Annotated in this window: 26 protein-coding genes; 13 read left to right on the forward strand and 13 right to left on the reverse strand. The window is 72.6% G+C overall.

The genetic code is table 11. The features are described 5' to 3' along the window. Window positions 1–111 precede the first annotated feature (111 nt). Window positions 112–354 carry a hypothetical protein gene (locus A5481_RS24040; protein ID WP_048437730.1) on the forward strand — a complete coding sequence of 81 codons (243 nt, stop codon included), beginning with the start codon at window positions 112–114 and terminating at the stop codon, window positions 352–354. A 456-nt stretch (window positions 355–810) separates the two neighbouring features. Here A5481_RS24040 and A5481_RS34990 read toward each other — a convergent pair whose 3' ends face one another. After that, complete coding sequence (locus A5481_RS34990; RefSeq protein ID WP_210179219.1) at window positions 811–1,062, reverse strand: hypothetical protein; 252 nt, start codon at window positions 1,060–1,062, stop codon at window positions 811–813. Between the two features lie 278 nt (window positions 1,063–1,340). Here A5481_RS34990 and A5481_RS24055 point away from each other — a divergent pair, with 278 nt between their 5' ends. The 4 genes from A5481_RS24055 (at window position 1,341) to A5481_RS24070 (ending at window position 5,028) form a co-directional block, all read left to right on the forward strand. Further along, complete coding sequence (locus A5481_RS24055) at window positions 1,341–2,792, forward strand: SNF2-related protein (protein ID WP_064504353.1); 1,452 nt, start codon at window positions 1,341–1,343, stop codon at window positions 2,790–2,792. A gap of 80 nt (window positions 2,793–2,872) precedes the next feature. Further along, a complete protein-coding gene (locus A5481_RS24060) occupies window positions 2,873–3,478 on the forward strand; it encodes a sulfite oxidase-like oxidoreductase (protein ID WP_048436239.1) in 606 nt (201 codons plus the stop codon). 8 nt (window positions 3,479–3,486) lie between these two features. After that, window positions 3,487–4,206 (forward strand): FAD-binding oxidoreductase, encoded by a 720-nt coding sequence (locus tag A5481_RS24065; RefSeq protein WP_048436238.1) that lies wholly within the window; start codon window positions 3,487–3,489, stop codon window positions 4,204–4,206. Window positions 4,207–4,215: 9 nt separating this feature from the next. Beyond that, a complete protein-coding gene (locus tag A5481_RS24070) occupies window positions 4,216–5,028 on the forward strand; it encodes a shikimate dehydrogenase family protein (protein ID WP_048436237.1) in 813 nt (270 codons plus the stop codon). Between the two features lie 9 nt (window positions 5,029–5,037). On the opposite strand, the gene A5481_RS33850 is transcribed toward A5481_RS24070, so the two are convergent. Together A5481_RS33850 and A5481_RS24075 are read right to left on the reverse strand one after the other, a co-directional pair. Then, a complete protein-coding gene (locus A5481_RS33850; protein ID WP_156312042.1) occupies window positions 5,038–5,289 on the reverse strand; it encodes a hypothetical protein in 252 nt (83 codons plus the stop codon). Between the two features lie 17 nt (window positions 5,290–5,306). After that, window positions 5,307–6,623, reverse strand: a complete 1,317-nt coding sequence (locus A5481_RS24075) for a S8/S53 family peptidase (RefSeq protein WP_064504361.1) — start codon at window positions 6,621–6,623, stop codon at window positions 5,307–5,309. A 336-nt stretch (window positions 6,624–6,959) separates the two neighbouring features. Between A5481_RS24075 and A5481_RS24080 the strand changes: the two genes are divergently transcribed. The 3 genes from A5481_RS24080 to A5481_RS24090 all read left to right on the forward strand — a co-directional run bounded on the left by A5481_RS24080 (window position 6,960) and on the right by A5481_RS24090 (window position 10,547). After that, the gene (locus A5481_RS24080) at window positions 6,960–8,369 is read left to right on the forward strand and encodes an FAD-binding oxidoreductase (protein ID WP_048436236.1); all 1,410 of its coding nucleotides are present in this window, start codon (window positions 6,960–6,962) and stop codon (window positions 8,367–8,369) included. A gap of 88 nt (window positions 8,370–8,457) precedes the next feature. Further along, window positions 8,458–10,053 (forward strand): GMC family oxidoreductase, encoded by a 1,596-nt coding sequence (locus tag A5481_RS24085; RefSeq protein WP_048436235.1) that lies wholly within the window; start codon window positions 8,458–8,460, stop codon window positions 10,051–10,053. Window positions 10,054–10,079: 26 nt separating this feature from the next. Further along, window positions 10,080–10,547, forward strand: a complete 468-nt coding sequence (locus A5481_RS24090) for an ureidoglycolate lyase (protein ID WP_048436234.1) — start codon at window positions 10,080–10,082, stop codon at window positions 10,545–10,547. A 9-nt stretch (window positions 10,548–10,556) separates the two neighbouring features. Here the strand turns inward: A5481_RS24090 and A5481_RS24095 are convergent, their stop codons facing one another. The 6 genes from A5481_RS24095 to A5481_RS24120 all read right to left on the reverse strand — a co-directional run bounded on the left by A5481_RS24095 (window position 10,557) and on the right by A5481_RS24120 (window position 14,885). Beyond that, the gene (locus tag A5481_RS24095; protein WP_064504354.1) at window positions 10,557–11,330 is read right to left on the reverse strand and encodes a DUF4198 domain-containing protein; all 774 of its coding nucleotides are present in this window, start codon (window positions 11,328–11,330) and stop codon (window positions 10,557–10,559) included. Window positions 11,331–11,512: 182 nt separating this feature from the next. After that, window positions 11,513–12,835 (reverse strand): CCA tRNA nucleotidyltransferase, encoded by a 1,323-nt coding sequence (locus A5481_RS24100; protein ID WP_082984956.1) that lies wholly within the window; start codon window positions 12,833–12,835, stop codon window positions 11,513–11,515. Then, window positions 12,832–13,089, reverse strand: coding sequence for a DUF6111 family protein (locus A5481_RS24105; RefSeq protein WP_048436115.1), 258 nt, complete (start codon window positions 13,087–13,089; stop codon window positions 12,832–12,834). The genes A5481_RS24100 and A5481_RS24105 overlap by 4 nt, the downstream gene beginning before the upstream one ends. Continuing rightward, complete coding sequence (locus A5481_RS24110) at window positions 13,074–13,817, reverse strand: CoA pyrophosphatase (protein ID WP_048436116.1); 744 nt, start codon at window positions 13,815–13,817, stop codon at window positions 13,074–13,076. Before A5481_RS24110 ends, A5481_RS24105 begins: the two co-directional genes overlap by 16 nt. Further along, window positions 13,814–14,413: a DUF1285 domain-containing protein gene (locus A5481_RS24115; protein ID WP_048436117.1), complete on the reverse strand. Its 600-nt coding sequence runs from the start codon at window positions 14,411–14,413 to the stop codon at window positions 13,814–13,816. Before A5481_RS24115 ends, A5481_RS24110 begins: the two co-directional genes overlap by 4 nt. A gap of 46 nt (window positions 14,414–14,459) precedes the next feature. Further along, on the reverse strand, window positions 14,460–14,885 hold the full coding sequence (locus tag A5481_RS24120) for a PaaI family thioesterase (protein ID WP_048436118.1): 426 nt from the start codon (window positions 14,883–14,885) through the stop codon (window positions 14,460–14,462). A gap of 105 nt (window positions 14,886–14,990) precedes the next feature. On the opposite strand from A5481_RS24120, the gene A5481_RS24125 reads away from it, so the two are divergent. Then, a complete protein-coding gene (locus tag A5481_RS24125; protein WP_048436137.1) occupies window positions 14,991–15,452 on the forward strand; it encodes a PaaI family thioesterase in 462 nt (153 codons plus the stop codon). A gap of 41 nt (window positions 15,453–15,493) precedes the next feature. On the opposite strand, the gene A5481_RS24130 is transcribed toward A5481_RS24125, so the two are convergent. Beyond that, entirely contained in the window at window positions 15,494–15,850 is a 357-nt protein-coding gene (locus A5481_RS24130; RefSeq protein ID WP_048436119.1) for a c-type cytochrome, read from the reverse strand. A gap of 258 nt (window positions 15,851–16,108) precedes the next feature. On the opposite strand from A5481_RS24130, the gene A5481_RS24135 reads away from it, so the two are divergent. After that, complete coding sequence (locus tag A5481_RS24135; RefSeq protein ID WP_048436120.1) at window positions 16,109–17,542, forward strand: FAD-linked oxidase C-terminal domain-containing protein; 1,434 nt, start codon at window positions 16,109–16,111, stop codon at window positions 17,540–17,542. Between the two features lie 16 nt (window positions 17,543–17,558). Here the strand turns inward: A5481_RS24135 and A5481_RS24140 are convergent, their stop codons facing one another. Further along, window positions 17,559–18,404 (reverse strand): 23S rRNA (adenine(2030)-N(6))-methyltransferase RlmJ, encoded by an 846-nt coding sequence (locus A5481_RS24140; RefSeq protein ID WP_048436121.1) that lies wholly within the window; start codon window positions 18,402–18,404, stop codon window positions 17,559–17,561. A gap of 48 nt (window positions 18,405–18,452) precedes the next feature. Between A5481_RS24140 and A5481_RS24145 the strand changes: the two genes are divergently transcribed. Next, window positions 18,453–18,767 (forward strand): nucleotidyltransferase family protein, encoded by a 315-nt coding sequence (locus A5481_RS24145; protein ID WP_245239077.1) that lies wholly within the window; start codon window positions 18,453–18,455, stop codon window positions 18,765–18,767. A 26-nt stretch (window positions 18,768–18,793) separates the two neighbouring features. Beyond that, entirely contained in the window at window positions 18,794–19,117 is a 324-nt protein-coding gene (locus A5481_RS24150; protein WP_053082531.1) for a HepT-like ribonuclease domain-containing protein, read from the forward strand. Between the two features lie 4 nt (window positions 19,118–19,121). Here the strand turns inward: A5481_RS24150 and A5481_RS24155 are convergent, their stop codons facing one another. Together A5481_RS24155 and A5481_RS24160 are read right to left on the reverse strand one after the other, a co-directional pair. Then, window positions 19,122–19,787, reverse strand: coding sequence for a ribonuclease T2 family protein (locus A5481_RS24155; protein WP_048436122.1), 666 nt, complete (start codon window positions 19,785–19,787; stop codon window positions 19,122–19,124). Further along, entirely contained in the window at window positions 19,787–20,257 is a 471-nt protein-coding gene (locus A5481_RS24160) for a hypothetical protein (RefSeq protein ID WP_048436123.1), read from the reverse strand. The genes A5481_RS24155 and A5481_RS24160 overlap by 1 nt, the downstream gene beginning before the upstream one ends. A gap of 264 nt (window positions 20,258–20,521) precedes the next feature. Between A5481_RS24160 and polA the strand changes: the two genes are divergently transcribed. Then, window positions 20,522–23,587 carry a DNA polymerase I gene (polA, locus tag A5481_RS24165; protein ID WP_048436124.1) on the forward strand — a complete coding sequence of 1,022 codons (3,066 nt, stop codon included), beginning with the start codon at window positions 20,522–20,524 and terminating at the stop codon, window positions 23,585–23,587. Window positions 23,588–23,871 lie beyond the last annotated feature (284 nt).

Consider the following 23,871-nt stretch of genomic DNA (forward strand, 5'->3'; position numbering starts at 1 on the left):
TCGCGGTGTCGTGGACCGTGGGCAACGCGATCGCGAAGTGCTCTAGCCCGCCGCTCCCCGGCAGGAGCCGGCCGCGACCCGCGGCCGGCCCGGTTTCTCGCGAGGACGACGATGACGAAGCTCTTCATCGCGCGCGTGCGCGGCCGGTCCGGCGACCGGCCGCTCGTCACGGTGCGCGCCGCCGCCGAAGGCGAGGCGAAGCTGTTCCTCGAGGCGGCCTACCCGGAGGACGAGGTGGTCGAGGTCGCAGAGCCGGGCGACTGGGTCAGCACCTCCGATACCGGCTCGGAGGCGGGGGACGTCCGCGAGCATCCCGGCGTCGCCTGGCAGGCGCCGACGGCCGGCCTGTCCTAGTTCGCGACCCGGTCGCTCGACCCTGCGGGGTCTGCCTTCGACCCGGAGCAGTCCGGTATCCGCACGCGCCCCGTCATCCCCGGTCGCGCGCCCGACACGGCGTTCGGGGCCAATGCCCGCGCCCGCATGGGCATGGACATCCCGGCAGCCTATGCCGATGTCGCCGCTCAGGTCTTCGCCGGGTTCCAGGGGAGCCGGGAAGGGGAGCCGGGAGGCGCTGACGCGGGCCGAGGACGTCGCGGAAGCGGTGTGGCGTGCGGCGACGGACCCGGCATGCCCGATGCGCCTGCCCGCGGACGCCGTGGCGCGGGCCGCGGCGGGCTGAGTCCGCCGACGGGGACACACCCGTGCGTCGTTCGGTGCCGGTGCAAGCCGCCGTGTCCGGGGCGGTGAAGTGAGACGGATCTCCGTGCTCGTCCTGTTCGCCGGTCTCGCGCTCTACACGCGGATCACCGGTCAGGACTGGACCATCCCGGCGGTGCGCCTCGTCGTCGACGCAGGCCTGCTGCTGATCGTGCTCGCCTCGCTGGCCGCGGGGCAGCCCTTCACGCTGCAATACGCGCGGGAGACCGCGTCACCGGACATCTGGAGCACCCCGCGATTCGTGGAGGTCACCCGCATCATCGCCCTCGTCCGGGCGGCCGCGTTCGCGGCGCTCGTTCCGGCCGATGCCGCGATGGTCTGCGTGCCGGAGATCCCGCGGCGCATCGACATCCTCGCGACGGTGCTCGCCCTCGTGGGCGCCTACACGTTCACGGTCCGCGCGAGCGCGCAGGCGTCGCGACGAGTGCTCTCCAGCCTCGGCAATCCTTCGCCCGAAGCGCTCCTCCGTCCTGCCGGGGCGGTCGGGTTCCTGGACGCCGGGCGTCGCCAGGTCGGGCCGCAGGCGGGGCCCGCCGCTTCGATGGTGCTGGCGTCCGGATCGCTGCCCAGGCTTGAGCCCCACCCCGCCCCCCGGCATAGGGGGCGCCATGTCCTCGAGCGCCATGTCCCCGAGCCCCGCCTCCTCGAACGCTGCCTCTTCCCGCCTCGCCCCGCCCCGCCTGATCCCCCGCCCGCACCAGGTCGCGGCGATCCGCGCCATCCTGGCGGCGCGGGCGGAGGGGCGGCCGGGCTTCCTGCTCGGCGACATGACCGGGCTCGGCAAGACGCTGTCGGTCTGGGGCGCCGTCGCGGCGATGCCCGAGGGCGCGGTGCTGATCGTCTGCCCCAAGGGGGCGATGCCGCAATGGCGCCGCACGATCCGCGATGCGGGGCTGGGGGCGAAGGACGTGACGCTCCTCAACTACGAGCGGACCAAGTCCCTGCTGGCGCTCCCCGCCGCCAGCGCCCGGCGCTCGGTGCGGGCGAAGAACAACGAGCTCGCCAAGCTCGGCCGGCCGAAGCGGGTCTGGCCGATCGTGGTGTTCGACGAGGCCCACCGCCTGCGCAACCCCAACTCGCAGCAGGGTCAGGCCTGCCGGCGGATGGCCGAGGCCGCCGCGTTCACGGTCTATGCCAGCGCCACCGCCGGCCAGGCCCCGCACGAATTGTCCTATCTCGGCGCGCTGCTCGGCCACGCCGTCGGCCGCCCGGTCGAGAGCGGGGCGGATTTCCGCGCCCTGATGCAGCACCTGAAGATCGGCCGGGCCAAGGGGCGCTGGCAGAACTGGTCGTGGGAGCCCAACGCCCGCGACCAGGCGGTGATGGCCGACCTGCTCTATCGCGGCCCGCGCGCGATCGGCCTGCGGCGCCGGCCCGCCGACATCGCCGGCTGGCCCGAGGTGCAGCGGGAGCTGGCCCCCACCGCCCTCGATGCGGCGGCCAAGCGCCTCTACGACGCGACCTGGCGCGAGTTCCGCCGCGAATGGGGCCTCGCCGGGGGCTCGAACCGGCGCGCCGCCGGCTGGGCGGCCGACCTGCGCTTCCGCCAGAAGGCGAGCCTGATCCGGGTGTCCGGCACGCTCGACCTCGCCGAGGACCTGCTGGAGGCCGGCGAGCAGGTTGCGGTCTCGGTGGCCTTCCTCGAGACCGGCGCGGCCCTGGCGCAGGGCTTCACCGGCCGCGGCTGGCGCGCCGGCACCATCGACGGCACGCAGACGCCCGAGGCGAACGAGGCGGTGCGGACCGCCTTCCAGCGCGGCGAGCTCGACGCGGTGGTGTTCACCGTCACCGAATCGATCTCGCTCCACCGCAACGAGCTGCCCGGCGGCGAGCGCCCCCGCAGCCTGATCGTCCACGACATGCGCCACAGCGCGATCCAGCTCAGCCAGATCGAGGGCCGCTGCCACCGCGACGGCGAACGCGCCGCCATCCTGTTCGCCTACGCGGAGGGAACCGTGGAGGAGCGGGTCGCCGCGACCGTGATCGCCCGCATGGCCGGGATGGACAGGATGGCCGGCGAGGATACCTCCCTCCTCGACGCCATCGCGCGGATCATCGATGGTGAGGCGGACTGACCCCTCGGCCCACCGGGGCCGCGGCGAGCCCGACCGGGCGCCGGCGCCGATGCGCCGGGCTCCAGGAGAGGAGACATCCCATGGTCACGCGAGGGTTCACGGGGCGCCGCCCGCCGCGACCGGAGGCCGAGCGCCTGCCGCCGGGCCAGTACCTCACCGAGGATTTCCCGGTGCTGCAGCTGGGACCGACGCCGAAGATCGATCTCGCGCGCTGGCGCTTCACCCTGCGGGAGGGATCGAGGCCGCTCAAGAGCTGGACCTGGGCGGAGTTCGAGGCGCTGCCGCGCACCCGCTGGAAGGGCGACATCCACTGCGTCACCAAGTGGTCGAAATTCGACACCGCCTGGGAGGGCGTGACGATCGACGACCTGCTGGCGGCGGCGGGAATCGCGGCGCCGACGCCCTACCTGCTCGCCGAGGGCTACGACGACTACACCACCAACGTGCCGGTCGCCGACCTGACCGGGGACAAGGCCATGGTGGCGACCCGCTACGCCGGCGAGCCCATCACCCCCGACCACGGCGGTCCCGCCCGCCTGCTGGTGCCCCACCTCTATTTCTGGAAGAGCGCCAAGTGGGTGAAGGGCCTGCGCTTCACGCAAACGGACGAAGCCGGGTTCTGGGAGCTGCGCGGCTATCACATGGTCGGCGATCCGTGGCGCGAGCAGCGCTTCACCGGCGATTGAACGCCGGCATGGACGCGACGAGGCCGCTGACCTGGCAGGACGCGACGATCACCGCCGCCGTGCCCGAGACGCCGCGGGTGCGGCGCCTCACCCTGGCGGTCGGCTGGGACCGGCCGTTCCGGGCCGGCCAGCACGTCGACGTGCGGCTCACCGCACCCGACGGCTACCAGGCCCAGCGCAGCTACTCGATCGCCTCCTCGCCGGCTCGCCCCGGGACGATCGACCTCCTGATCGAGCGGCTCGACGACGGCGAGGTCTCGGGCTTCTTCGCCGACGTGGCCGAGCCGGGCGACGCGATCGAGCTGCGCGGGCCGATCGGCGGCGCCTTCGTGTGGGATCCGGGCATGGGCGGGCCGCTGCTCCTCGTCGGCGGCGGTTCCGGAGTGGTGCCGCTGCTCGCCATGCTGCGCCACCGCGCGGAGGCGGCGCCCGACGTGCCGGCCCTGCTGCTCTATTCCGCCCGCTCGGCCGACGAGGTGATCGTCCGCGACGAGCTGATCCGCCGGGACGCCTGGGAGCCGGGCTTCCGGCTGATGCTCGCCCTCACCCGGGCGCCGGGCGGAAGACGGGTCGATGCCGGGCGGATCGCCGAGGCGCTCGCCGCCCTCGGCAGCCCGGCCCACACCTTCGTGTGCGGGGGAAACCCCTTCGTCTCGGCGGTCTCCGACCTCCTGGTCGAGGCCGGCGTGCCGGCCCGCACGATCCGCACCGAGCGCTTCGGAGGATAGACGCCCCTCATGCCCGCAACCACCCGGCCCGAGATCACCGGCCACACCCGCGTCTTCGCGATCCTCGCCGACCCGATCGCCCAGGTGAAGGCGCCCCAGGGCCTCAACCGCATCATGGCCGGGCGCGGGGTCGACGGGGTGATGGTGCCGCTCCACGTCGCGGCGGCCGATCTCGGCACCGTGCTCGCCGGCCTGCGGGCGGTGCGCAGCTTCGGCGGCGCGATCGTCACCGTGCCGCACAAGACCGCGATCGTGCCGCTCCTCGACCACGTCAGCGACGCCGCCCGGCTGGTCGGCGCCGTCAACGCCGTGCGGCGCGAGCCCGACGGCCGCCTCGTCGGCGAGATCCTGGACGGGGCCGGCTTCGTCGCGGGCCTGCGGGCGGCGGGCCACGACCCGCGCGGCCGCAGCGCCTACCTCGCCGGGGCGGGCGGGGCGGCGAACGCCATCGCCTTCGCGCTGGCCGAGGCCGGGGTGACGCGGCTCACGGTCCACAACCGCACGCAAGCGCGGGTCGAGGACCTGGTCGCGCGCCTGCGCCGCCTCCACCCCGACCTGCCGCTGGCCCCCGGCGGCCCCGACCCGGCCGGTCACGACCTCGTGGTCAACGCCACCTCGCTCGGCCTGCGGCCCGACGATGCCCTGCCGCTCGACCCCGCCGGGCTGACGGCCGGTCAGCTCGTCGCCGAGATCATCATGCAGCCGGCCGAGACCCCGCTGCTCGCCGCGGCGGCGGCCCGGGGCTGCCGCACCCATCCGGGCCTGCCGATGCTGGAGGGCCAGCTCGCCCTGATGGCGGATTTCCTGCGGATGCGGCCCTGACCGGCCCGGCTATTTCCGTCCGAACGGAGCGATACGGGGGTTGGAGAAGCGGTTTTCACCCCCTCCTCCTCGTCCCGCCACGCTGGCGCTTCGAACCTTGACCGCGAAGAGGCCGCGATCCGGATCGATCGGCACGACGCCGAACGTCCTGTCCATGTCGGACTGCCGCACGCCGAGCGAGCGGGCCGCCTGCTGGAGCGAGGGCGGACGGCGCGCCGCGTGGACCGTCATGAGAACCGTGTCGCCTTCGTCAGTATCCACGAACGACCTCCTTGAGGTCATAGCCCGAGACGCATGGCAGTTCGAAGCGGATCGAGAATCCCATATCCTAGGTTGCGATTCCAGCCCGCACGACGACGTCCGATGGTATCCGATCTCAACCCAAGGGCGAACTTGCGAGGCCTGAGGACCTTGGACGGCATTCTGGTTCGGATCGCGGCGACGCAGCCGGCCGCCACCGGGCACGCGGTCGAGGTTCCGTCATCCGCCGTGCCGGGCCCGCATGCTTCCGATCCGAGGAAATGCGTGTAGCTCGACAGGTCGGGTTTAGCATGGACCATGCCGGGTATGCCCGGTCCCTGTGACGAATACCCCACCCGCCGGCCGCCCGTGGTCACGCCCGCTACGGTGATGACGTCCGGATGAGCGTTCGCGCCCATGATCGTGTGCTTGACGACGCCCTGACAGCGCGGATTGGGACAACCGGTACCGCAATTGCCGGCCGCGAAGAGAATGTCGACGCCGTATCGACCGAGAGTTCCCACGATCAGGTTGAACGGGTGGTTCGGGTTATCGACATATCGTCCCCAATGGCCGCTCGGGAAGTCCCAACTCTCGTGGTAGAGGCCCCACGAATTCGTGACCACGAGCGATTTGAAGCGCCGCTTCCTGCCGCGAACGAGGGGGATGAGGCTCGCATAGGCCTTGATGGCGTCGCTCAGGTAGCCGGCCGACAGGCTGCCGCCGCTCGCCGTCGATTGCAGGATCGGAAAGTCGAGCAGGGTCGCCTTCGGGGCGGCGATGAGCGCACCATAGGCGCACATCGTCCCGTGGCTGACCGGATGCTGCCCCGGTTGGGCCGGGAGCGGCGGCCAGGTGACCGACGCATCGAACGCAGCCGCGACCCCTTTGCTCTGGAGATGCGCCAGGTTGATGCCGTCGTCCATCACGGCGATCCCGACGCCCGATCCGTCGAGCTGCTTGGCCGCGAGCCCCGCCACGTTGAGGCGACGCTCCACGTCCGCGCGCGTGCCGACCGGAGCGGTCGAGCAGCCCGGGGGAGTGACGAAGCGGGCGATCTTCGGGTCCGAGAAGATCGCCGTGCCGTTGCTCGCCATCGACGGCAGGTCGTCGTCGTCGATGGTCGCCCGCACCGCGAAGTACGGCGCCGCGGCAGCGGAGGACAGTCCGAGCCGGCCTGGATGATCGATCGCCCCCAGGGGGACCGGAGAAAAGCTCGTGTCGACCTCGACACGAGCCGGCACCCCGGACAACCGTGCTCTGATGCTGCCGTCATTGCCGCTCATCTGCATCATGGCAGGATTGCGCAATTCCTCTTGTTCCGGCAATACCAGGATCACGCGCCGTTCGGACATCATTGGCTCCAGGAAGTATCGGATACGGCTTCTAAGTTAAAAATTCGTTAACTCAAGCCATTTGTGCGACGGCTTTCGTTCGAAGATTTCGAAGCTATTTCCGAGGTATCGATCCGCTTCCGAAGCGTATCGACGATGGAGCGCGAGAGTCGACCAGGCTTTTCTCGGGTTCGGCGGCGGCATCCATCATGCGGACATCTGACGCTGAGGACGCAGCCAACCTTGCACCGCCATGCCGTGACCGGGACGCCCGAACGGGCTTGACCCCGTCATGCATCCGGGCGAGGCCGGCGCCGTCATGATGACCAATGCCGCTCGATCCGTCGGAGGACGCCGATGACCCATCCGGCCCAGCCGGTCTCGCACGAGATCCTGATCGACCGCCTCGGGCAGCGCCTCGGCCCCGCCGGCCTGCTCACCGGCGAGGCCGACATGGCGCCCTTCGCGATCGACTGGCGGCGCCTGTTCCCGGGCCGGCCGGCCTGCGTGGTGCGCCCGTCGAGCACCGCCGAGGTGGCCGACGTGGTGCGGCTGTGCCGCGAGGCCGGGGCCGCGCTGGTGCCGCAGGGCGGCAATACCGGGCTCGCCGGCGGCGCGGTGCCGGACGGTTCGGCCACGCAGGTCGTGCTGTCGCTCGCCCGCATGACGGCGATCCGGGCGATCGACCCGGTCGGCCTGACGCTGACCGCGGAGGCCGGCTGCGTGCTCAAGGTGGCGCAGGACGCCGCCGAGGCCGCCGGGCGGCTCCTGCCGGTGAGCTTCGCGGCGGAAGGCTCGGCGCTGGTCGGCGGCGTGATCGCCACCAATGCCGGCGGGATCAACGTGGTGCGCTACGGCATGACCCGCGGCCTCGTCCTCGGCCTCGAGGTGGTGCTCGCCGACGGCAGCACGGTCGACGGCCTGCGGGCCCTGCGCAAGGACAATGCCGGCTACGACTGGAAGCAGCTCTTCATCGGCACCGAAGGCACGCTCGGCATCGTCACGGCCGCCGTCCTGCGCCTCGTGCCGAGGCCCCGCCACAGCGCGACGGCGCTCCTCGCGGTGCCCGATCCGGCGGCCGCCCTGCGGCTGTTCACCCTGGCGCAGGAGGAGATCGGCGACAGCATCCAGGCCTTCGAGCTGATCTCCGGCACCTCGCTCGGACTCGTCGAGGAGCATGCCGGCCTCAGGAGCCCGGTCGGGGCCGCCGGCTGGACCGTGCTGATCGAGGCCGCCTCCTCGCTCTCGGGCTTGCGCGAGGCGATGGAGGGCGTGCTCGGCACCGCGCTCGAGCGCGAGGACGCCACCGACGGGGTGCTGGCCGAGTCCGGCCGCCAGGCCGCCGAGCTCTGGGCCCTGCGCGAGCACGTGACCGAGTGCGAGGCCCGCGCCGGCAAGAGCGTCAAGCACGACGTCTCGGTGCCGATCACCGCGATCCCCGCCTTCCTCGACGAGGCCGGCGCCGTGCTGGCGGCGGGCGCGCCGGGCACCCGGGTCAACGCCTTCGGCCATATGGGCGACGGCAACATCCACTACAACGTGCTGATCGGGCCGGGCCACTCGTCCGAGGCGATCAACGGCCTCGTCCACGGCGTGGTCGACCGTTACGGCGGCAGCATCTCGGCCGAGCACGGCATCGGCCAGTACCGCGTCGCCGAGCTCGCCCGCCACCGCCACCCCGACGAGATGGCGCTGGCGCGGCGGATCAAGGCGGCGCTCGATCCGGAGGGGCTGCTGAACCCCGGCAAGGTGCTGGCGCGGGCGTAGGAGCCGCGCCCGGCCCGTAACCTTCCCCCTCTGCGGGGAGGGGCACGAAGCGGCCCTCCGGCCGACAAAACGCACCCGAGGGAGGACCATGGACGCATTCGACTTCGTCATCGTCGGCGGCGGCACCGCGGGCTGCGTGCTGGCGAACCGCCTGAGCGAGGATCCCCGCACCCGCGTGCTGCTGCTCGAGGCGGGCGGGGAGGGGACGGGGTTCTGGGTCGGCATCCCGGCGGGGTTCCCGAAGCTCCTCACCGGGGCGGCGTTCAACTGGCGCTTCTCCACCGAGCCGGAGCCGAACACGCACGACCGCACCATCGTGGTGCCCCGCGGCAAGGGGCTCGGCGGCTCGACGCTGATCAACGGCATGATCTTCGTGCGCGGCCAGCCGCTCGACTTCGACGGCTGGGCCCAGGCCGGCAACCGCGGCTGGTCCTGGGACGACGTGCTGCCCTACTTCCGCAAGCTGGAGCATTTCGAGGGCGGCGATCCCGCCTTGCGCGGCCGGGGCGGGCCGCTCCACGTCACCCGGGTCGGGGTGAGGAGCCCGCTGGCCGACGCCTTCATCCGCGCCGGGACCGAGGCGGGCTATCCCGAGAACCCCGACTACAACGGCGCCTCGCAGGAGGGCTTCGGCACCTACCAGGCCAACCAGCGCAAGGGCCGGCGCTGGAGCGCCCGAGACGCCTACCTGCAGCCGGCCCGCCGGCGCCCGAACCTGACCGTGCGCACGAACGCCCACGTCCTGCGCCTCGACCTCGACGGCCGCCGCGTGACCGGCGTCACCTATCGAAGGGACGGGCGCGAGGAGCGGGCGACGGCGCGGGCCGAGGTGATCCTGGCCGCCGGGGCCGTGCAGTCGCCCCACCTGCTCGAGCTCTCCGGCATCGGCCGGCCCGAGGTGCTGGCCGCCGCCGGCATCCCGCTCCGCCACGCCCTGCCGGGGGTCGGCGAGAACTATCGCGACCACTACGCCACCCGGATGAACTGGCGGGTCAAGCTGCCGATGACCCTCAACGAGGCGACCCGCGGCTGGCGCCTCGGCCTCGCGGTCGGGCAGTATTTTCTCGCCCGCCGCGGCATCCTCACCCTCGGCACCGGCCTCGCCCACGGCTTCGTGCGCACGCGGCCCGAGCTCGCCGGGCCGGACGTGCAGTACTTCTTCATGCATGCGAGCTACGCCAACGCCGCCGACCGCACCCTCGACCGCGAGCCCGGCATGACGATCGGCGTGACGCAGCTGCGCCCCGAATCCCGCGGCACGATCCACGCGGTCTCGGCCGACCCGATGCGACCCCCGGCGATCCGCCCGAACTTCCTGAGCGCCCGCACCGACCGGGACTCCCTGATCGCCGGCATGCGCATCGCCCGCCGGGTGATCGCGCAGGCGGCCATGGACCCCTACCGCGCCCACGAGCTCGCTCCCGGCGACGGCGTGCAGTCCGACGACGAGTGGCTCGACTTCGCCCGCCGCAACGGCCAGACCATCTACCACCCGGTCGGCACCTGCAGCATGGGCCGCGGACCGGAGGCGGTGGTGGACGAGCGCCTGCGGGTGCGCGGGATCGACGGGCTTCGCGTGATCGACGCCGCCGTGATGCCGACCGAGGTCTCGGCCAACACCCAGGCCGCCGTGATGATGATCGCCGAGAAGGGGGCGGACCTGATACGGGAGGACCGGCGCTGAGGCGCGACCGACGAGGACCCGACGCGATGCGCACCCTTCCGATCGAGCCGATCACCGCCGAGGCCTTCGCGCCCTACGGCACCCTGCTGGTCGGCCCGGCCGCCGGCCCGCGGCAGGATCGGGCAGCCGAGATCGGGAACGGGCGCCCGGGCGCGGCCCTCAACCTCGCCCTGGTGCGCAGCGAGCCCTTCGCCGGCACGATGCCGCTGCGCCGGCTCGAGCGGCACCCGCACTCCGCGCAAGGGTTCCTGCCCCTCGCCGTCGGCGATTACCTGGTGGTGGTGGCGCCCGATGCCGGCGGCGTCCCGGACGAGGCGGCCTTGCGCGCCTTCCGGGTGCCGGGCACGACGGGCATCGTCTATCGCAGCGGGGCCTGGCACGCGCACATGACCACGATGACCGCGCCCGGCACCTTCGCGATGCTGGTGCACGAGGACGGCACGCCCGAGGATTGCGTGGTCGCAGCCATCGCCCCGGTCACGCCCGAGGCGTGAGGACGCGCCTCAATTCACCGACGGCTCGTCGAGCCGGAACGCGAAGGTCGCCGTGTAGCGGTCCTCGTCGGCGAGCGTCGGGGTGGCGGACGGGCTCACCGTCTGGCTCACCGTGAGCACCTGGCTGCCGGCCTTGCGGATCGGCACCGTGGCGATCCCGTCCGGGTCGGTGGTGTAGGCGGGGGCGCCGGCGCGTTCCGGCTCCATGCCGCTGTCGCCGTAATAGAGGTCGGCCCCCGGCAGCGGCGCGCCGCGGAACAGCACCCGCACCCGGATCGCCCCCGCGGTCGGCCCCGGGACCTCGACGGGCACGATCTCCAGCGTGTGGCCGACCACCCGCAGCCACGGCGCGCCGGGGCCGAAGGCGGCCTTGGCGTATTTCACCGCCCAGTATCCGGACCGGGCCTGGGGCACGAGGCGCCGGCTGGCGTTGAGGCGGGTGCCGTCGCGCAGGATCGTCCAGTAGCCGGCGTCGTAGGTCGCGGCGACCAGGGTGCGGCCGGGCTTCGTGCCGAGCGGCGCCAGCAGGGCGGGGGGCACCTCCGGGGGGGCGGGCTTGAGGGCGCCGCGCAGGCTCGCCCCGCCGTCCTGCGTCAGGGCCAGGAGGTCGATGAGCTGGCTCACGGCCGGCGTCTCGCGCTTCGAGGCGTGGCCGTAATTGACCCGGACCTGCGGCACGGCCTCGGCGGTGCTGAGCGTCAGCCACAGCTCCTGCGCGCGGCCGGGCCCCGGGGCCCCGAGGACGAGGGCGGCGGCCAGGGCGGTGCGGAGCAGGGGCAGCATCGTCGATCGAACTCCCGGGACGGCGCTCGGGCCCGTCACGCGCGAAAAACCCCGGGCCCTGGCCGCGGGTGCGGAGCGCGGGCGTGAGGCGAGGCCCGCCGCGGGCCCGCGCGGCCAGGCATGATAACCCATTTCCCGCCGAACCGATCCCCGGCGCGGCGCCGGCCGCGATCGGGACGGCGTCACGCGGGGCCGGCGCGGGCGGCGCCGGCTTGGGACGGGCCGACGCCTTCCGAACCGGCCTCGGCTTCGCCGGTTCCGAGCGCCGCCGCGAGGGCGAGCGCCTCGAGGCGTGCCTTGGCCCCGCCGTCGGTCGGGCAACCCGCCGCGAGCCAGGCCCGGCGCGCCGCCGCAAGGCCCCGGCCGAGACCGCGGCCGGGCGGCGCGCCCGCCGCCACCAGGGCCGCCCCGGTCACGGGCAGGACCGGCACCGGCTCGCGGCCCTCCGCGAAGCGCGCGAGCGTCTCGGCGGCCTCCGGCGTCAGGACCGGGGCCGGTTCGCCCCGCAGCACCAGGGCGGCATCGGCGAGCGCGACCGCCCCGTGGATCGCCGCGAGGCGCCGGATGTCGGCGGGCGCGAGCGGGGCGGGCGCCCCGTGCAGGGCCGCCTCGGCGCCCGCATAGGCCGCGAGCCGCGCCTGCTCGGCCTTCGACAGGCGCAGGCTGTCGCGCAGGCGCTCGGCATCGGCGAGCGAGCGCACCGCGAGCGCCGCCAGGCGCCGCACCGGATCCGGCTCGGCCTCGGCGGCGGCGAGGCGCGCCAGCCGCCCGAGATCGCCGACCCCGCCGATCAGGCGCGGCAGGAGCCCGGCCGCCTGCATCACCGCCGCGACGGCGGGCGCCGCCGGGGCGGTCAGCAGCTTCAGGAGCTCCCCGCGCACCCGCTCGCGGGAGAGAAGCGCCAGCCCGTCCCGGGCCTCGATCGCGGCGGCGAGGCCCTCCGGGTCGGGGGCGCCCTCGCCGAAGCGGGCGTGGAAGCGGAAGAAGCGCAGGACCCGCAGGTAATCCTCGCGGATGCGCTGGCGCGCCTCGCCGATGAAGCGCACCCGGGACGCAGCGAGATCGGCGAGGCCGCCGACCGTGTCGTGCACCCGGCCGTCCGGCGTGACCGAGAGGGCGTTGACGGTGAAGTCGCGCCGGGCGGCGTCCTGCGCGAAGTCGCGGCCGAACCGCACCACGGCATGGCGCCCGTCGGTCTCGATGTCCTCGCGCAGGGTCGTGACCTCGAACGGCTCGCCCTCGGCCACCACCGTCACGGTGCCGTGGGCGATGCCGGTCGGCACCGGCTTCAGGCCCGCGGCACCCGCCCGCCGCACCACCTCCCCGGGGAGCAGCGTGGTGGCGAGGTCGAGATCGGCGACCGGGCGGCCGAGGAGGGCGTCGCGCACCGCGCCGCCGACGAGGCGGGTCTCCTCGCCCGGATCCGCGAGGGCGTCGAGCACGCGGTTCAGCCGCGGCCGCGCCAGCACCGCCCGCAGGGCGGCCTCGTCGAGGGGCCGGCTCACCGGAACTGCCCGGGCACCACCCGGCCGTTCTCGATATGGGTCGGCACGAAGCCGTCCCGGTGCCGCTCGGAGGTCAGCGCCACCGCCACGAAGGAGGCGATGACGAGGGCGGCGCCCGCGATGCCGAGCCGTACGGCCTGGTCGCTCCAGGCCGCCCAGCGCAGGGGATTGCGCCGGCCGAGCACCAGCCAGAGCCCGAACGCCGCGAAGGGCAATAGGAAGAGGAGCAGGTCGTCGATCAGCGCGCGGGCCATGTTTCCTCGCGCGATGGTGCCTCGAGCGGTGATGCCCCGGGTGATGCCCCCCGGTCGTCGTCCGCGTCGCGGAGCCGGTCGTAGAGGTTGCGCACGATGCCGGCGGTCACGCCCCAGATGTAGCGCTCGCCGAAGGGGATCGCGTAGTAGCGCCGCTGGCGCCCGCGCCATTCCCGGCTGTGCAGGGCGTGGTTGGCCACGTCCATCAGGAAGGCGAGCGGCACCTCGAACGCATCCGCCACCTCCTCCGGGTTGAGGGTCAGGGCGGCGTCCGGCGCCACCAGCCCGACCACCGGCGTGACCAGGAAGCCGGTGCCCGACAGGTAGGGATCGAGGTAGCCGAGCGGCGTCACCGCCGCCGGATCGAGGCCGATCTCCTCCTCGGCTTCCCGCAGGGCCGCCGCGAGGGGGGAGGGATCGCCCGGATCGATCTTGCCGCCCGGAAAGGCGATCTGGCCGGAATGGTCGCGCAGGTGCGAGGCCCGCAGGGTGAACAGGACCGCGACGCCGTCGTCCCGCGGCACCACCGGCACCAGCACGGCGGCGAGCCGCGGAGGGCGCGCGAGGGCGGCCTCCAGCACGTCGGGCTCGAGGTCGTGGTCGCCCCGGGGCGGCACGGAAGGCGGGTTCGACGTGCCGTCCTGCGGGCCCGGCGGCTCGGGCCGCAGGCGGGCCCGGGCGCGGTCGAGGAAGACATCCAGCGCGGTGGGTGCGGCGAGGTCGGTCACGACAGCTCGGACGATCGGGCGATGCGGTGGAAGCGCCCGCCGGCGGCGAGGCCGAACCAGCTCTCGCCCGCCTCCTCGCGTTCCTCGCAGAGCTCCACGAGGTCGTAGGTGAGCGCGCGGGTGACCCGGGCCCAGAGGCCGTGGCGCACGGCGATGTAGGGCTTGAACCCGCCCTCCGGGTCGCGCTCGAAGCGCAGGGGGTGGGCGTCGTCGAGGGGCACGACGTCGTCGAGGTTGGTGCGGAACGCGACGGCGCGGGCCTCGCCCTCGCCCTCCACCGCCATCTCGACCGCCAGGAAGGCCGCGTCCTCGACCTCGATCCCGACCCGCTCGACCGGCGTCACCAGCACCGTGCGCCCGTCGGGGTCGCGGCGCAGGATGGTGGAGAACAGCTTCACCAGGGCCGGCCGGGAGATCGGGCTGCCGTTGTAGTGCCAGGTCCCGTCGGCGGCGATCCGCATCGGGATCTCGCCGCAGTAATCCGGGTTCCAGCGATCGACCGGCGGCGGCCCGCGTCGCGAGCCCTCCGCGCCGAGGGCGGCGGTGAGGCGTTCGAGGACCCCGCCGGGCGGGGCGCCGTTCGGATCGTGCGTCATCCATCCCTACATAGCGGATCGCGGCGGCTTGTGTACGGGGCGGCGCTCAGGCGCCGTCCGGCCGGCGCCGCAGGATCTTCCACACGCCGGTGGCGGTGGCGACGATGTGGCCCTGGCTGCGCGCGTCGCCGCGCAGGAAGACGAGGCTGCTCGTGCGCCGCACCACCTCGGGCGTCATCGTGATCGTCTCGCCGATCCGGCCGGCGGCGACGAACTGCATCTCGAACTGCACCGTGACGCAGTTCGCTCCGCCGGCGGCCCGCATGGCGGCGAAACCGAGCGCCCGGTCGGCGAAGGTCATCATCATGCCGCCCTGCACCACGCCGATCAGGTTGGCGTGCTTGGCCTCGGCCCGGAACGCGAAGCTCACCGCCTCGCCCTCCTCGCGCAGCAGCACCGGGCCGACGAGGGTGAGGAAGCCGGGATCGTCGAAGGATCGCCAGCCGGCCGGGTCGAAATCGGGGGTGGTCATGGAGGGCCCGGGGGTGAGAGCTATGGACAGGGCGGCCGTGGCCGTGCCTCACCATCCCTTACCAAGAAAAACGCCAGGGAGGCCCGGCAGGCCGTGACGGACCAGATGCCAGACGCGCGCAGGCGCGCCGATCCCGACGAGACGACGGCCCGCGTGCGCGCGAGCTTCGACAGGCAGGGCCTGATGCGGACCCTCGGGGCGACGCTGCGGGACGTGTCGCCCGGTGCGGTCGAGATCGCGCTGGTGCCCGGGCCGGCGGTGTCGCAGCAGCACGGCTTCGTCCATGCGGGGGCGGTGAGCGCCATCGCCGACAGCGCGGCGGGCTACGCGGCCCTGACCCTGATGCCGCCCGGGGCCGGGGTGCTGACGGCGGAGTTCAAGATCAACCTGCTGGCCCCGGCCGCCGGCGAGCGCATCCTGGCCCGGGGCCGGGTGGTCAAGGCCGGCCGCACCCTCACCCTGGCGCAGGCCGAGGTCGTCTCGGAGAGCGGCGGGCGCGAGAAGCTCGTCGCGCTGCTCACCGCGACCCTGATGGCGGTCCAGGGGCGGGACGGCATCGGCGATTGAGGACGAGGCCCCGGCGGACGCCGCCGGGGCCGGATCCGGCCTTACTTCTGGGTCTCGAGATAGGCCTCGAGGTCCTTGATCTTCTTGTCGTCCTTGACGCCGGCGAAGATCATCTTGTTGCCGGGGACCTTGGCCTTCGGGTCCTTGATGTATTCCATGAAGGTGGCCGAATCCCAGGTCAGGCCGGAATTCTTCATCGCGGCCGAATAGTTGTAGCCCTCGTGGGTGCCGGCCTTGCGGCCGATGAGGCCCTTGAGGTCCGGGCCGACGCCGTTCTTGCCGAAGGCGTGGCAGGCCTTGCACTGGGTGAAGACCTTCTCGCCGGCGGCGGCGTCCTGAGCCTGGGCGGCGAAGGGGAGAAGCGCCGCCAGGGCGGCACCGAGGATGAGCTGACGCATGAGGTTCCCTCCAACGGACGTCGTTCGCGACGGGCCACCCGGGATATGGCCCAGCCTGCAGTTTGGTACAGTTAAAAACGCCGACGGTTCGCGACGGGTCCCGTGCGGCGAAAAGAAGCTGTGCCGGGGCTCCGCGCAATCGGACGAAGGTGCGGGTGCCCCCGCGGGATGGGCGCGGTCCCTCGCCTGCTTTATGCTGGCGCACGAGCGACCGCCCGACCGGTCGGACAAGATTCCAGCGATACCCGAGGACACGCCATGACCATTGCCTTCCCGCTGCCCGACCCCGCGATCCTCGCCCGCCGCGACGCGATCGTGGACGGATTGCGCGGCCTGGTGGCGCCGGAGGCCCTGGTGACCAGCGAGGACGAGCGCCGCGCCTTCGAGACCGACGGGCTGACCGCCTACCGCAAGATGCCGCTCGCCGTGGTGCTGCCCTCGACCACCGCCGAGGTGTCGGCGGTGATGCGCTACTGCCACGAGGCCGGGGTCAAGGTGGTGCCGCGCGGCGCCGGCACCTCGCTCGCCGGCGGCGCCATCGCGCAGGAGGACGCGGTGATCCTCGGCGTCGCCAAGATGAACCGGGTGCTCGACGTCGATTTCGGAAACCGCACCGCCCGGGTCCAGGCCGGCATCACCAACCTCGCCATCAGCGCGGCGGTGAGCCACGAGGGCTTCTTCTACGCCCCCGACCCGTCGAGCCAGCTCGCCTGCACCATCGCGGGCAACATCGCGATGAATTCCGGCGGCGCCCACTGCCTGAAATACGGCGTCACCACCAACAACCTGATGGGCGTGACCCTGGTGATGGTCGACGGCACGGTCGTCGAGATCGGCGGCGACCACCTCGATTCCGCCGGCTACGACCTGCTCGGCCTCGTCTGCGGCTCGGAAGGGCAGCTCGGCATCGTCACCGAGGCGACGGTCAGGATCCTGCGGGCGGCCGAGGGCGCGCGCCCGGCGCTGATGGGCTTCGGCACGGTCGAGGATGCGGGCGCGTGCACGGCGGCGATCATCGGCGCCGGCATCATCCCGGTGGCGATCGAGTACATGGACCGCGAGGCGATCACGATCTGCGAGGCCTTCGCGCATGCGGGCTACCCGCTCGACGCCGAGGCGATGCTGATCATCGAGGTCGAGGGCAGCAAGGCGGAATGCGACGCGATGCTCGCCCGCATCGTCGAGATCGCCAGGCCCTTCAACCCGACGAGCCTGAAGGTCTCGCAATCGGAGGCCGAGAGCGCCGCGATCTGGAAGGGCCGCAAGTCCGCCTTCGGCGCGACGGGCCGCATCTCCGACTACATCTGCATGGACGGCACCATCCCGACCGGGCAATTGCCGCTGGTGCTGGAGCGGATCGGCGCGATCACCCAATCCTACGGTCTGCGCTGCGCCAACGTCTTCCATGCCGGCGACGGCAACCTGCATCCCCTGATCCTGTTCGACATCAACACGCCCGGCGAGATGGAGAAGGCCGAGGCGGCCGGCGAGGAGATGCTGAAGCTCTGCGTCGAGGTCGGCGGCTGCCTCACCGGCGAGCACGGCGTCGGGATCGAGAAGCGCGACCTGATGACCTACCAGTACAACCCGGAGGATCTGCACCAGCAGATGCGGGTGCGGGCGGTGTTCGACCCGGCCTGGCTGATGAACCCGGCCAAGGTGTTTCCGCTCGAGGGGCGGATCGCGGCGTGATTCGGTGCGCCGGCCGTCAGGCCGGCGGCCCGAGCGGGGCGCAGCGGAAGGCACCGTAGCCGCCCTGCGCCAGCCGCTCGGCGAGCGCCGACAGGACGATGTCGGCCTCCTCGCGCAGGGTCCAGGGCGGGTTGATCACGATGAGTCCGCTGCCGCTCAGCCGCGCCGGGTCGGGCCGGTGGATCAGGAGGTCGAGGCGTAAGGCGGGCCGGGGGAGGGCGGCGTCGAGGGTCGCGGCCAGCCGATCGATCGCGGCGGCGTCCTTGATCGGGTACCAGGCGAGGTACGTGCCGGTCGCCCACTTGCCGACCGCCTTCAGGAGTTCGCGGCCCAGCCGCTCGATCTCGCCCGGCACCTCGTAGGGCGGGTCGATGAGCACGAGGCCGCGGCGCTCCTTCGGGGGGATCAGGGCGGGCAGCGCCGTCCAGCCGTCGAGGGCCAGCACCTTGGTGCGGGCATCCTGGTTGTAGCGGGCGTGCAGAACCGCGCCGTCGGCCGGGTGCAGCTCGACGAACACGCCCTGGTCGCCGGGGCGCAGGAACTCGCGGATCAGGGCCGGCGAGCCGGGATAGACCGTGGCGCCGTGGCGCGCCCGCACCGAAGCCACCGCCGCGCGGTAGGGGGAGAGCAGCGCCTCCACGTCCTCGGCAAAGGGCGCGTCGAGCCGGCCGATGCCGTCGTGCCACTCGCCGGTGCGCCCGGCCTCGTCGGCGGTCAGGTCGTAGAAGCCGAGGCCGGCATGGGTGTCGATCGCCCGGAACGGCGTCGCCTTGCGCTGGAGATGCGCCAGCACCCGTGTCAGCACCCAGTGCTTGAGCACGTCGGCGTGGTTGCCGGCGTGGAAGGCGTGGCGGTAATTCACGGGTCTTACGGTCCTCGTCTCGCCGTCCCGCGTGAGAATCGGCGCGCGATGCCCTATCATCATCGCATGCGCCGCGACGAGGTCCTTGCCCGCCTGAAATCGACCGAACCCGCCCTGCGGGCGACCGGGGTCGCCGCTTTGTACCTCTTCGGCTCCCATGCCCGGGACGAGGCCCGGGACGATTCGGACATCGACGTGTTCGTCGACCCGGCCCCCGGCATCACGTTCGGCTTCCTGCCGTTCATGGCTGCCTGCGAGGTGATCGAGGCCGCGGTGGGAGGACGGGTGGATTACGGCACGCGCAGCGGCCTGCATCCGGGCTTGCGCCCGCAGATCGAGCGGGCCGCGGTCAGGGTGTTCTGAGGGTCGACCGCTCGCCCCGCATCTGGTTGCTCGATATCCGAGGCGAGATCGCCGGCATTCGCGACCTGACCAAGGACGTCGCCTTTGAGACGTTTGCGGGAAGCTGGGCCATGACGCGAGCGGTGCAGCATGCACTGTTGATCATTGCGGAGGCTGCCAAGCACGTCCCGCCGGATCTGAAGGCTCTGGAGCCATCAGTCCCGTGGCGGCAGATCTATGGGCTCGGCAACATGCTCCGTCATGAGTACCGCCGGATCGACCCCGTCGTCGTGTGGTCGGTCGTGACTGACCACTTGGCATCCCTCGACGCCGCTGCTGCGGCGATTCATGATCGGGTGCCGGACGAGTGAGACCTCAGCGCCCCGCCCCCACCGCCATCTCCCCGGCGCGGCAATTCTGGCGCGCCACCTCGGGACAGGCGGTGAAGCCGCGCAGGTCCTTGGTGAAGCAGATCCGCACCTCCTCGAGCTGCCCGGCCTTGCAGGTCACCGCCATCATGTCCGGGCGAAGCCCCGGATTGGCGGCGACGAACTGGCGGGCGATGTCGACGGGAGCGGCGCGCAAGGTCTCCGCGGGCTTCGCCAGCGCCGCCGGGATCGTCACCGCGTCGCGGGCCCTGGCGGTGGCGCGGAAATAGGCCGCCGGGTCGAGGCCCGAGCAGGTGCCGTGCTGGCGCCATTCGTGCCGGGCCAGGCCCTCGCTCGGGTAGACGCCCTCGGCCGCTTCCATCGCCGGGCGGCTCGGGCTGCGGGAGAAGGCGCCGCACTGGCTCGGGAAGCCGCGGTCGTATTGCGGCCACAGGCCGTGGACGACGAAGCCCGGATTGCGGCCGGTGTCGCATTGCCGGTCGTTGCGGCGCTCGCCGGTGAGCGCGCAGTAGGTCGGCGACCAGGACAGCGCCAGGACGTAGAAGTCGAACACGCCCGGCTCGCCGCCGCCGCGCCCCTGCGCGGCGGCGGGGCCGGCGGCGGCCGTCGCCGCGAGAGAGGCCGCCAGGACGGCGCCGACCAGGCTGCGCATCAGGGCCGGGCCTCGCGGCAGGACGAGGCCGAGGCGTAGGCGTAGGCGAGGTTGCGGTCGAGGCCGTGGACGCAGAACTCGACGCCGTAGGTCGCCCCGATGATGCCGAGGCTCTCGCGCACCGAGTAGTCGACCCGCCGGCGCACCCCGTCCGAGGTGGTGGCGACCGCGGTGCAGAAGCGGCGGGGAATGAAGTCGACGCCCCAGGGCCGCCAGGCGGTGCGCTCGATGCTGTCGTAGGCCGCGATCGTCAGCGTCGAGTTCCAGAACTTCGCCTCCTTCTCGGCGAACTGGTAGGTGATCTTCTCCAGCACGCCGGCATCCTGGCAGCCGGGGATCTGGGCGTCGAACGGGAACTCGCGCTCCTCGGCCGGGGCGATCTCCTGGCGGGCCGAGCGGCCTTGCGCCTGCGACAGGCCGGCGGCGGTGAGCCCCAGCAGGAGGGCGGCGAGGAGGGGTGTCTTGCGCATGGGCCGGTCCCTGGGCCCGGGCGGCGCCGGCCCGAAGGCGGCGCCCTGGTCACCGGGCGAATGACGGTTGCTCTCTCAGGCCCGACACCAGGCCTCCGCCCGCGGCAAGTCAAGCTTCGGGGCGGGGCTGGTGGCGCTTTCGCGGGCCTCTGGTGTGCGGGAGGCACACCCATTCCCCGGGGAGCGCGCCCGCGCCGCGGTTTGCCTCGCCCCGGCGACGCACTAAGACGGGTCCCACGGCCCGCCGGAAAGATGTCAGCCCGCATGAGCACCGAGACCGCCCCCGAGACGAAGCCCGTCGGCCCCGGCGATCAGGTGCTCCTGGTCGACGGCTCGTCGTTCATCTTCCGGGCCTACTTCCAGTCGATCAACCAGCCCGAGCGCTACAATTTCCGGCCCTCCGACGGGCTGCCGACCGGGGCGGTGCGGCTGTTCTGCGCCAAGCTCGCGCAGTTCGTGCAGGAGGGCGCGGCCGGCGTCGTGCCGACCCATCTCGGCATCGTGTTCGACAAGTCCGAGGGCTCGTTCCGGAAAGAGATCTTCCCGGACTACAAGGGCCATCGGCCCGACGCCCCCGACGACCTCAAGCGCCAGATGCCGCTGATGCGCGACGCGGTCCGCGCCTTCGGCCTGCACCCGATCGAGCTGCAGCGCTACGAGGCCGACGACCTGATCGCGACCTATTCGCGCCAGGCCGAGGCGCGGGGGGCGGGCGTCATCATCGTGTCGTCCGACAAGGACCTGATGCAGCTCGTCGGCGACCTCGTGCGGTTCTACGATTTCGAATCGGGCCAGAAGGGCAAGCCGGGCTACCGCCCCGAGCGCAACCTCGACCGGGCGGCGATCATCGAGCGCTGGGAGGGTCTGAATCCGGAGCAGATCGGCGACGCGCTGGCGCTGATCGGCGACACCTCCGACAACGTGCCGGGCGTGCCGGGCATCGGGCTGAAGACCGCGGCCGCCCTCATCAAGGAGTTCGGCAGCCTGGAGGCGCTGCTGGAGAAGGCCGCGACGATCAAGCAGCCCAAGCGCCGCGAGACGCTGCTGAGCCATGTCGACCAGGCCCGGCTGTCGCGCCGCCTCGTCGCCCTCGACGAGCAGGTGCCGGTGCCGGTGCCCCTCGACGACCTCGGTCTGCCGAAGCCCGACCCCGAGCGCCTCGTCGGCTTCCTGAAGGCGATGGAGTTCAACACCCTGACGCGCCGCATCGCCCAGATGCTGCACGTCGACCCGGAAGCGGTGCGGCCCGACCCCGCCCTCCTGCCGGAGGGCGCCGATACCGGCTTCACGAACGAGAAGGGCGGCAGCGACGTCACGCCGTTCTTCGGCGACACGCCCGACGGCGCGCCCGCCGCCGAGGCGAAGGCCGAGGTCGATCCCTTCGCCGACCTCGACCTGCCGGACGCGCCGCCGAAGCCGAAGGCGCCCGCCGAGGCGACGCCGACGACCCTCGTGGCGGCCCGCGCGGCGGAGGCGGTCAAGCCCTTCGACACGGGTGCTTACGAGACCGTCACCACGGTCGAGAGCCTGGAATCCTGGATCGCCGAGGCGGTCGAGGCCGGGGTGCTGGCGGTCGATACCGAGACGACGGCGCTCGATGCCAACAAGGCCGACCTCGTCGGCGTCTCGCTCGCCACCGCGCCGGGCCGGGCCTGCTACATCCCGCTCAGCCATCGCGGCGGCGAGGACCTGTTCGGCGGCGGGCTGCTGCCGGGGCAGTTGTCGTGGGAGGCCGTGCAGACGCGCCTGAAGCCGCTCCTCGAGAATCCGGCGGTGCTCAAGGTCGGCCAGAACGTCAAGTACGACTGGCTGGTGCTCGCCCGCCACGGCATCGAGGTCCGGCCCTTCGACGACACGATGCTGATCTCCTACGTGCTCGATGCCGGCAAGGGCTCGCATGGCATGGACGAGCTCGCCCGCCGCCATCTCGGCCACCAGCCGATCACCTTCGCGGACGTCGCCGGGACCGGGCGCCAGAAGGTCACCTTCGACCGCGTCGCCCTCGACAAGGCGACGGCCTACGCGGCCGAGGACGCCGACGTGACGCTCCGGCTGTGGCGGCTGATGAAGCCGCGGCTCGCCGCCGAGCGCCGCGCCTCCGTCTACGAGACCCTGGAGCGGCCGCTCGTCCCGGTGCTGGCCCGCATGGAGCGCGAGGGCATCAAGGTCGACCGCGGGATGCTGAACCGGCTCTCGGGCGATTTCGCCCAGTCGCTGGCGCGGCTCGAGGACGAGATCCAGGAGATGGCGGGGGAGAAATTCTCCGTCTCGTCGCCGAAGCAGATCGGCGACATCCTGTTCGGCAAGATGGGCCTGCCCGGCGCCAAGAAGACGCCGTCGGGCCAGTGGGCGACGCCCGCGACGCTGCTCGAGGAGCTGGCCGGCCAGGGCCACGACCTGCCGCGCCGCATCCTCGAATGGCGCCAGCTCTCGAAGCTGAAATCGACCTATACCGACAGCCTGCAGGAGCATGCCGACCGCGAGACCGACCGGGTCCACACCTCGTTCGCGCTCGCCGCGACGACGACCGGGCGGCTGTCCTCGTCGGACCCGAACCTGCAGAACATCCCGGTCCGCACGGAAGAGGGACGGCGCATCCGCCAGGCCTTCGTGGCCGATGCCGGGCACAAGCTGATCTCGGCCGATTACAGCCAGATCGAGCTGCGGCTCCTCGCCCACATCGCCGACATCCCGCAGCTGCGCCAGGCCTTCGAGGACGGCATCGACATCCACGCGGCCACCGCCTCGGCGATGTTCGGCGTGCCCCTCGACCAGATGACCTCGGACCTGCGGCGCCGGGCCAAGACCATCAACTTCGGCATCATCTACGGCATCTCGGCCTTCGGCCTCGCCGACCGGCTCGGCATCCCGCAGGGCGAGGCCTCGGCCTTCATCAAGCAATATTTCGAGCGCTTCCCCGGCATCCGCGCCTATATCGACGACACCAAGAAGATCTGCCGCGACAAGGGCTACGTCACGACGCTGTTCGGCCGGGTCTGCCACTACCCGCAGATCCGCTCCAACAACCCGCAGGAGCGCGCCTCGGTCGAGCGCCAGGCGATCAACGCCCCGATCCAGGGCACGGCCGCCGACATCATCCGCCGGGCGATGGCCCGGATGGAGGGCGCCCTGTCGGATGCCGGCCTCACGACCCGGATGCTGCTCCAGGTCCACGACGAGCTGGTCTTCGAGGCGCCCGACGACGAGGTCGAGCGGGCTCTGCCGATCATCGCCCGGGTGATGGAGGAGGCGCCGCATCCGGCGATCACCCTGCGGGTGCCGCTCGCCGTCGAGGCCAAGGCGGCGACGAACTGGCAGGAGGCGCATTGACCGAGGCGCGTTGATCTCGTGCCGACCGGCGGCCCGATCGTCTCTTCGAGCGGTCGCGTCGAGCGATCCGACCCACAGGCCGGCCTCTCTCGACGTCATCCGCAGGGCTGTCCGGGGAAAATTGAATGGCGCGCCTCCCCTCTCCCGTGTGGGAGAGGGGCCGGGGGTGAGGGTGACACGCTTCAGTGTCAGGCACTAAGCGTGGTGCTGGTAGCTCGACGGTTCAGGGACATTGCGGAAGCGTGTCACCCTCACCTCTACCCCTCTCCCACACGGGAGAGGGG

Source organism: Methylobacterium platani (assembly GCF_001653715.1).
GTDB classification, from domain to species: domain Bacteria; phylum Pseudomonadota; class Alphaproteobacteria; order Rhizobiales; family Beijerinckiaceae; genus Methylobacterium; species Methylobacterium platani.

Bases quoted from the DNA above. Each gene is read 5' to 3' on its own strand.
- A5481_RS24095 (WP_064504354.1), bottom strand. From the start codon at position 11,330: ATGCTGCCCCTGCTCCGCACCGCCCTGGCCGCCGCCCTCGTCCTCGGG.
- A5481_RS24120 (WP_048436118.1), bottom strand. From the start codon at position 14,885: ATGACCACCCCCGATTTCGACCCGGCCGGCTGGCGATCCTTCGACGAT.
- A5481_RS24075 (WP_064504361.1), bottom strand. From the start codon at position 6,623: ATGTCCGAACGGCGCGTGATCCTGGTATTGCCGGAACAAGAGGAATTG.
- A5481_RS24060 (WP_048436239.1), top strand. From the start codon at position 2,873: ATGGTCACGCGAGGGTTCACGGGGCGCCGCCCGCCGCGACCGGAGGCC.
- A5481_RS24070 (WP_048436237.1), top strand. From the start codon at position 4,216: ATGCCCGCAACCACCCGGCCCGAGATCACCGGCCACACCCGCGTCTTC.
- A5481_RS24040 (WP_048437730.1), top strand. From the start codon at position 112: ATGACGAAGCTCTTCATCGCGCGCGTGCGCGGCCGGTCCGGCGACCGG.
- A5481_RS24105 (WP_048436115.1), bottom strand. From the start codon at position 13,089: ATGGCCCGCGCGCTGATCGACGACCTGCTCCTCTTCCTATTGCCCTTC.
- A5481_RS24160 (WP_048436123.1), bottom strand. From the start codon at position 20,257: ATGCGCAAGACACCCCTCCTCGCCGCCCTCCTGCTGGGGCTCACCGCC.
- A5481_RS24145 (WP_245239077.1), top strand. From the start codon at position 18,453: ATGCCCTATCATCATCGCATGCGCCGCGACGAGGTCCTTGCCCGCCTG.
- A5481_RS24090 (WP_048436234.1), top strand. From the start codon at position 10,080: ATGCGCACCCTTCCGATCGAGCCGATCACCGCCGAGGCCTTCGCGCCC.
- A5481_RS24135 (WP_048436120.1), top strand. From the start codon at position 16,109: ATGACCATTGCCTTCCCGCTGCCCGACCCCGCGATCCTCGCCCGCCGC.
- A5481_RS24085 (WP_048436235.1), top strand. From the start codon at position 8,458: ATGGACGCATTCGACTTCGTCATCGTCGGCGGCGGCACCGCGGGCTGC.
- A5481_RS24130 (WP_048436119.1), bottom strand. From the start codon at position 15,850: ATGCGTCAGCTCATCCTCGGTGCCGCCCTGGCGGCGCTTCTCCCCTTC.
- A5481_RS24065 (WP_048436238.1), top strand. From the start codon at position 3,487: ATGGACGCGACGAGGCCGCTGACCTGGCAGGACGCGACGATCACCGCC.
- polA (WP_048436124.1), top strand. From the start codon at position 20,522: ATGAGCACCGAGACCGCCCCCGAGACGAAGCCCGTCGGCCCCGGCGAT.
- A5481_RS24080 (WP_048436236.1), top strand. From the start codon at position 6,960: ATGACCCATCCGGCCCAGCCGGTCTCGCACGAGATCCTGATCGACCGC.
- A5481_RS24055 (WP_064504353.1), top strand. From the start codon at position 1,341: ATGTCCCCGAGCCCCGCCTCCTCGAACGCTGCCTCTTCCCGCCTCGCC.
- A5481_RS24115 (WP_048436117.1), bottom strand. From the start codon at position 14,413: ATGACGCACGATCCGAACGGCGCCCCGCCCGGCGGGGTCCTCGAACGC.
- A5481_RS24155 (WP_048436122.1), bottom strand. From the start codon at position 19,787: ATGCGCAGCCTGGTCGGCGCCGTCCTGGCGGCCTCTCTCGCGGCGACG.
- A5481_RS24125 (WP_048436137.1), top strand. From the start codon at position 14,991: ATGCCAGACGCGCGCAGGCGCGCCGATCCCGACGAGACGACGGCCCGC.
- A5481_RS34990 (WP_210179219.1), bottom strand. From the start codon at position 1,062: ATGCGCCGCGGGATCTCCGGCACGCAGACCATCGCGGCATCGGCCGGA.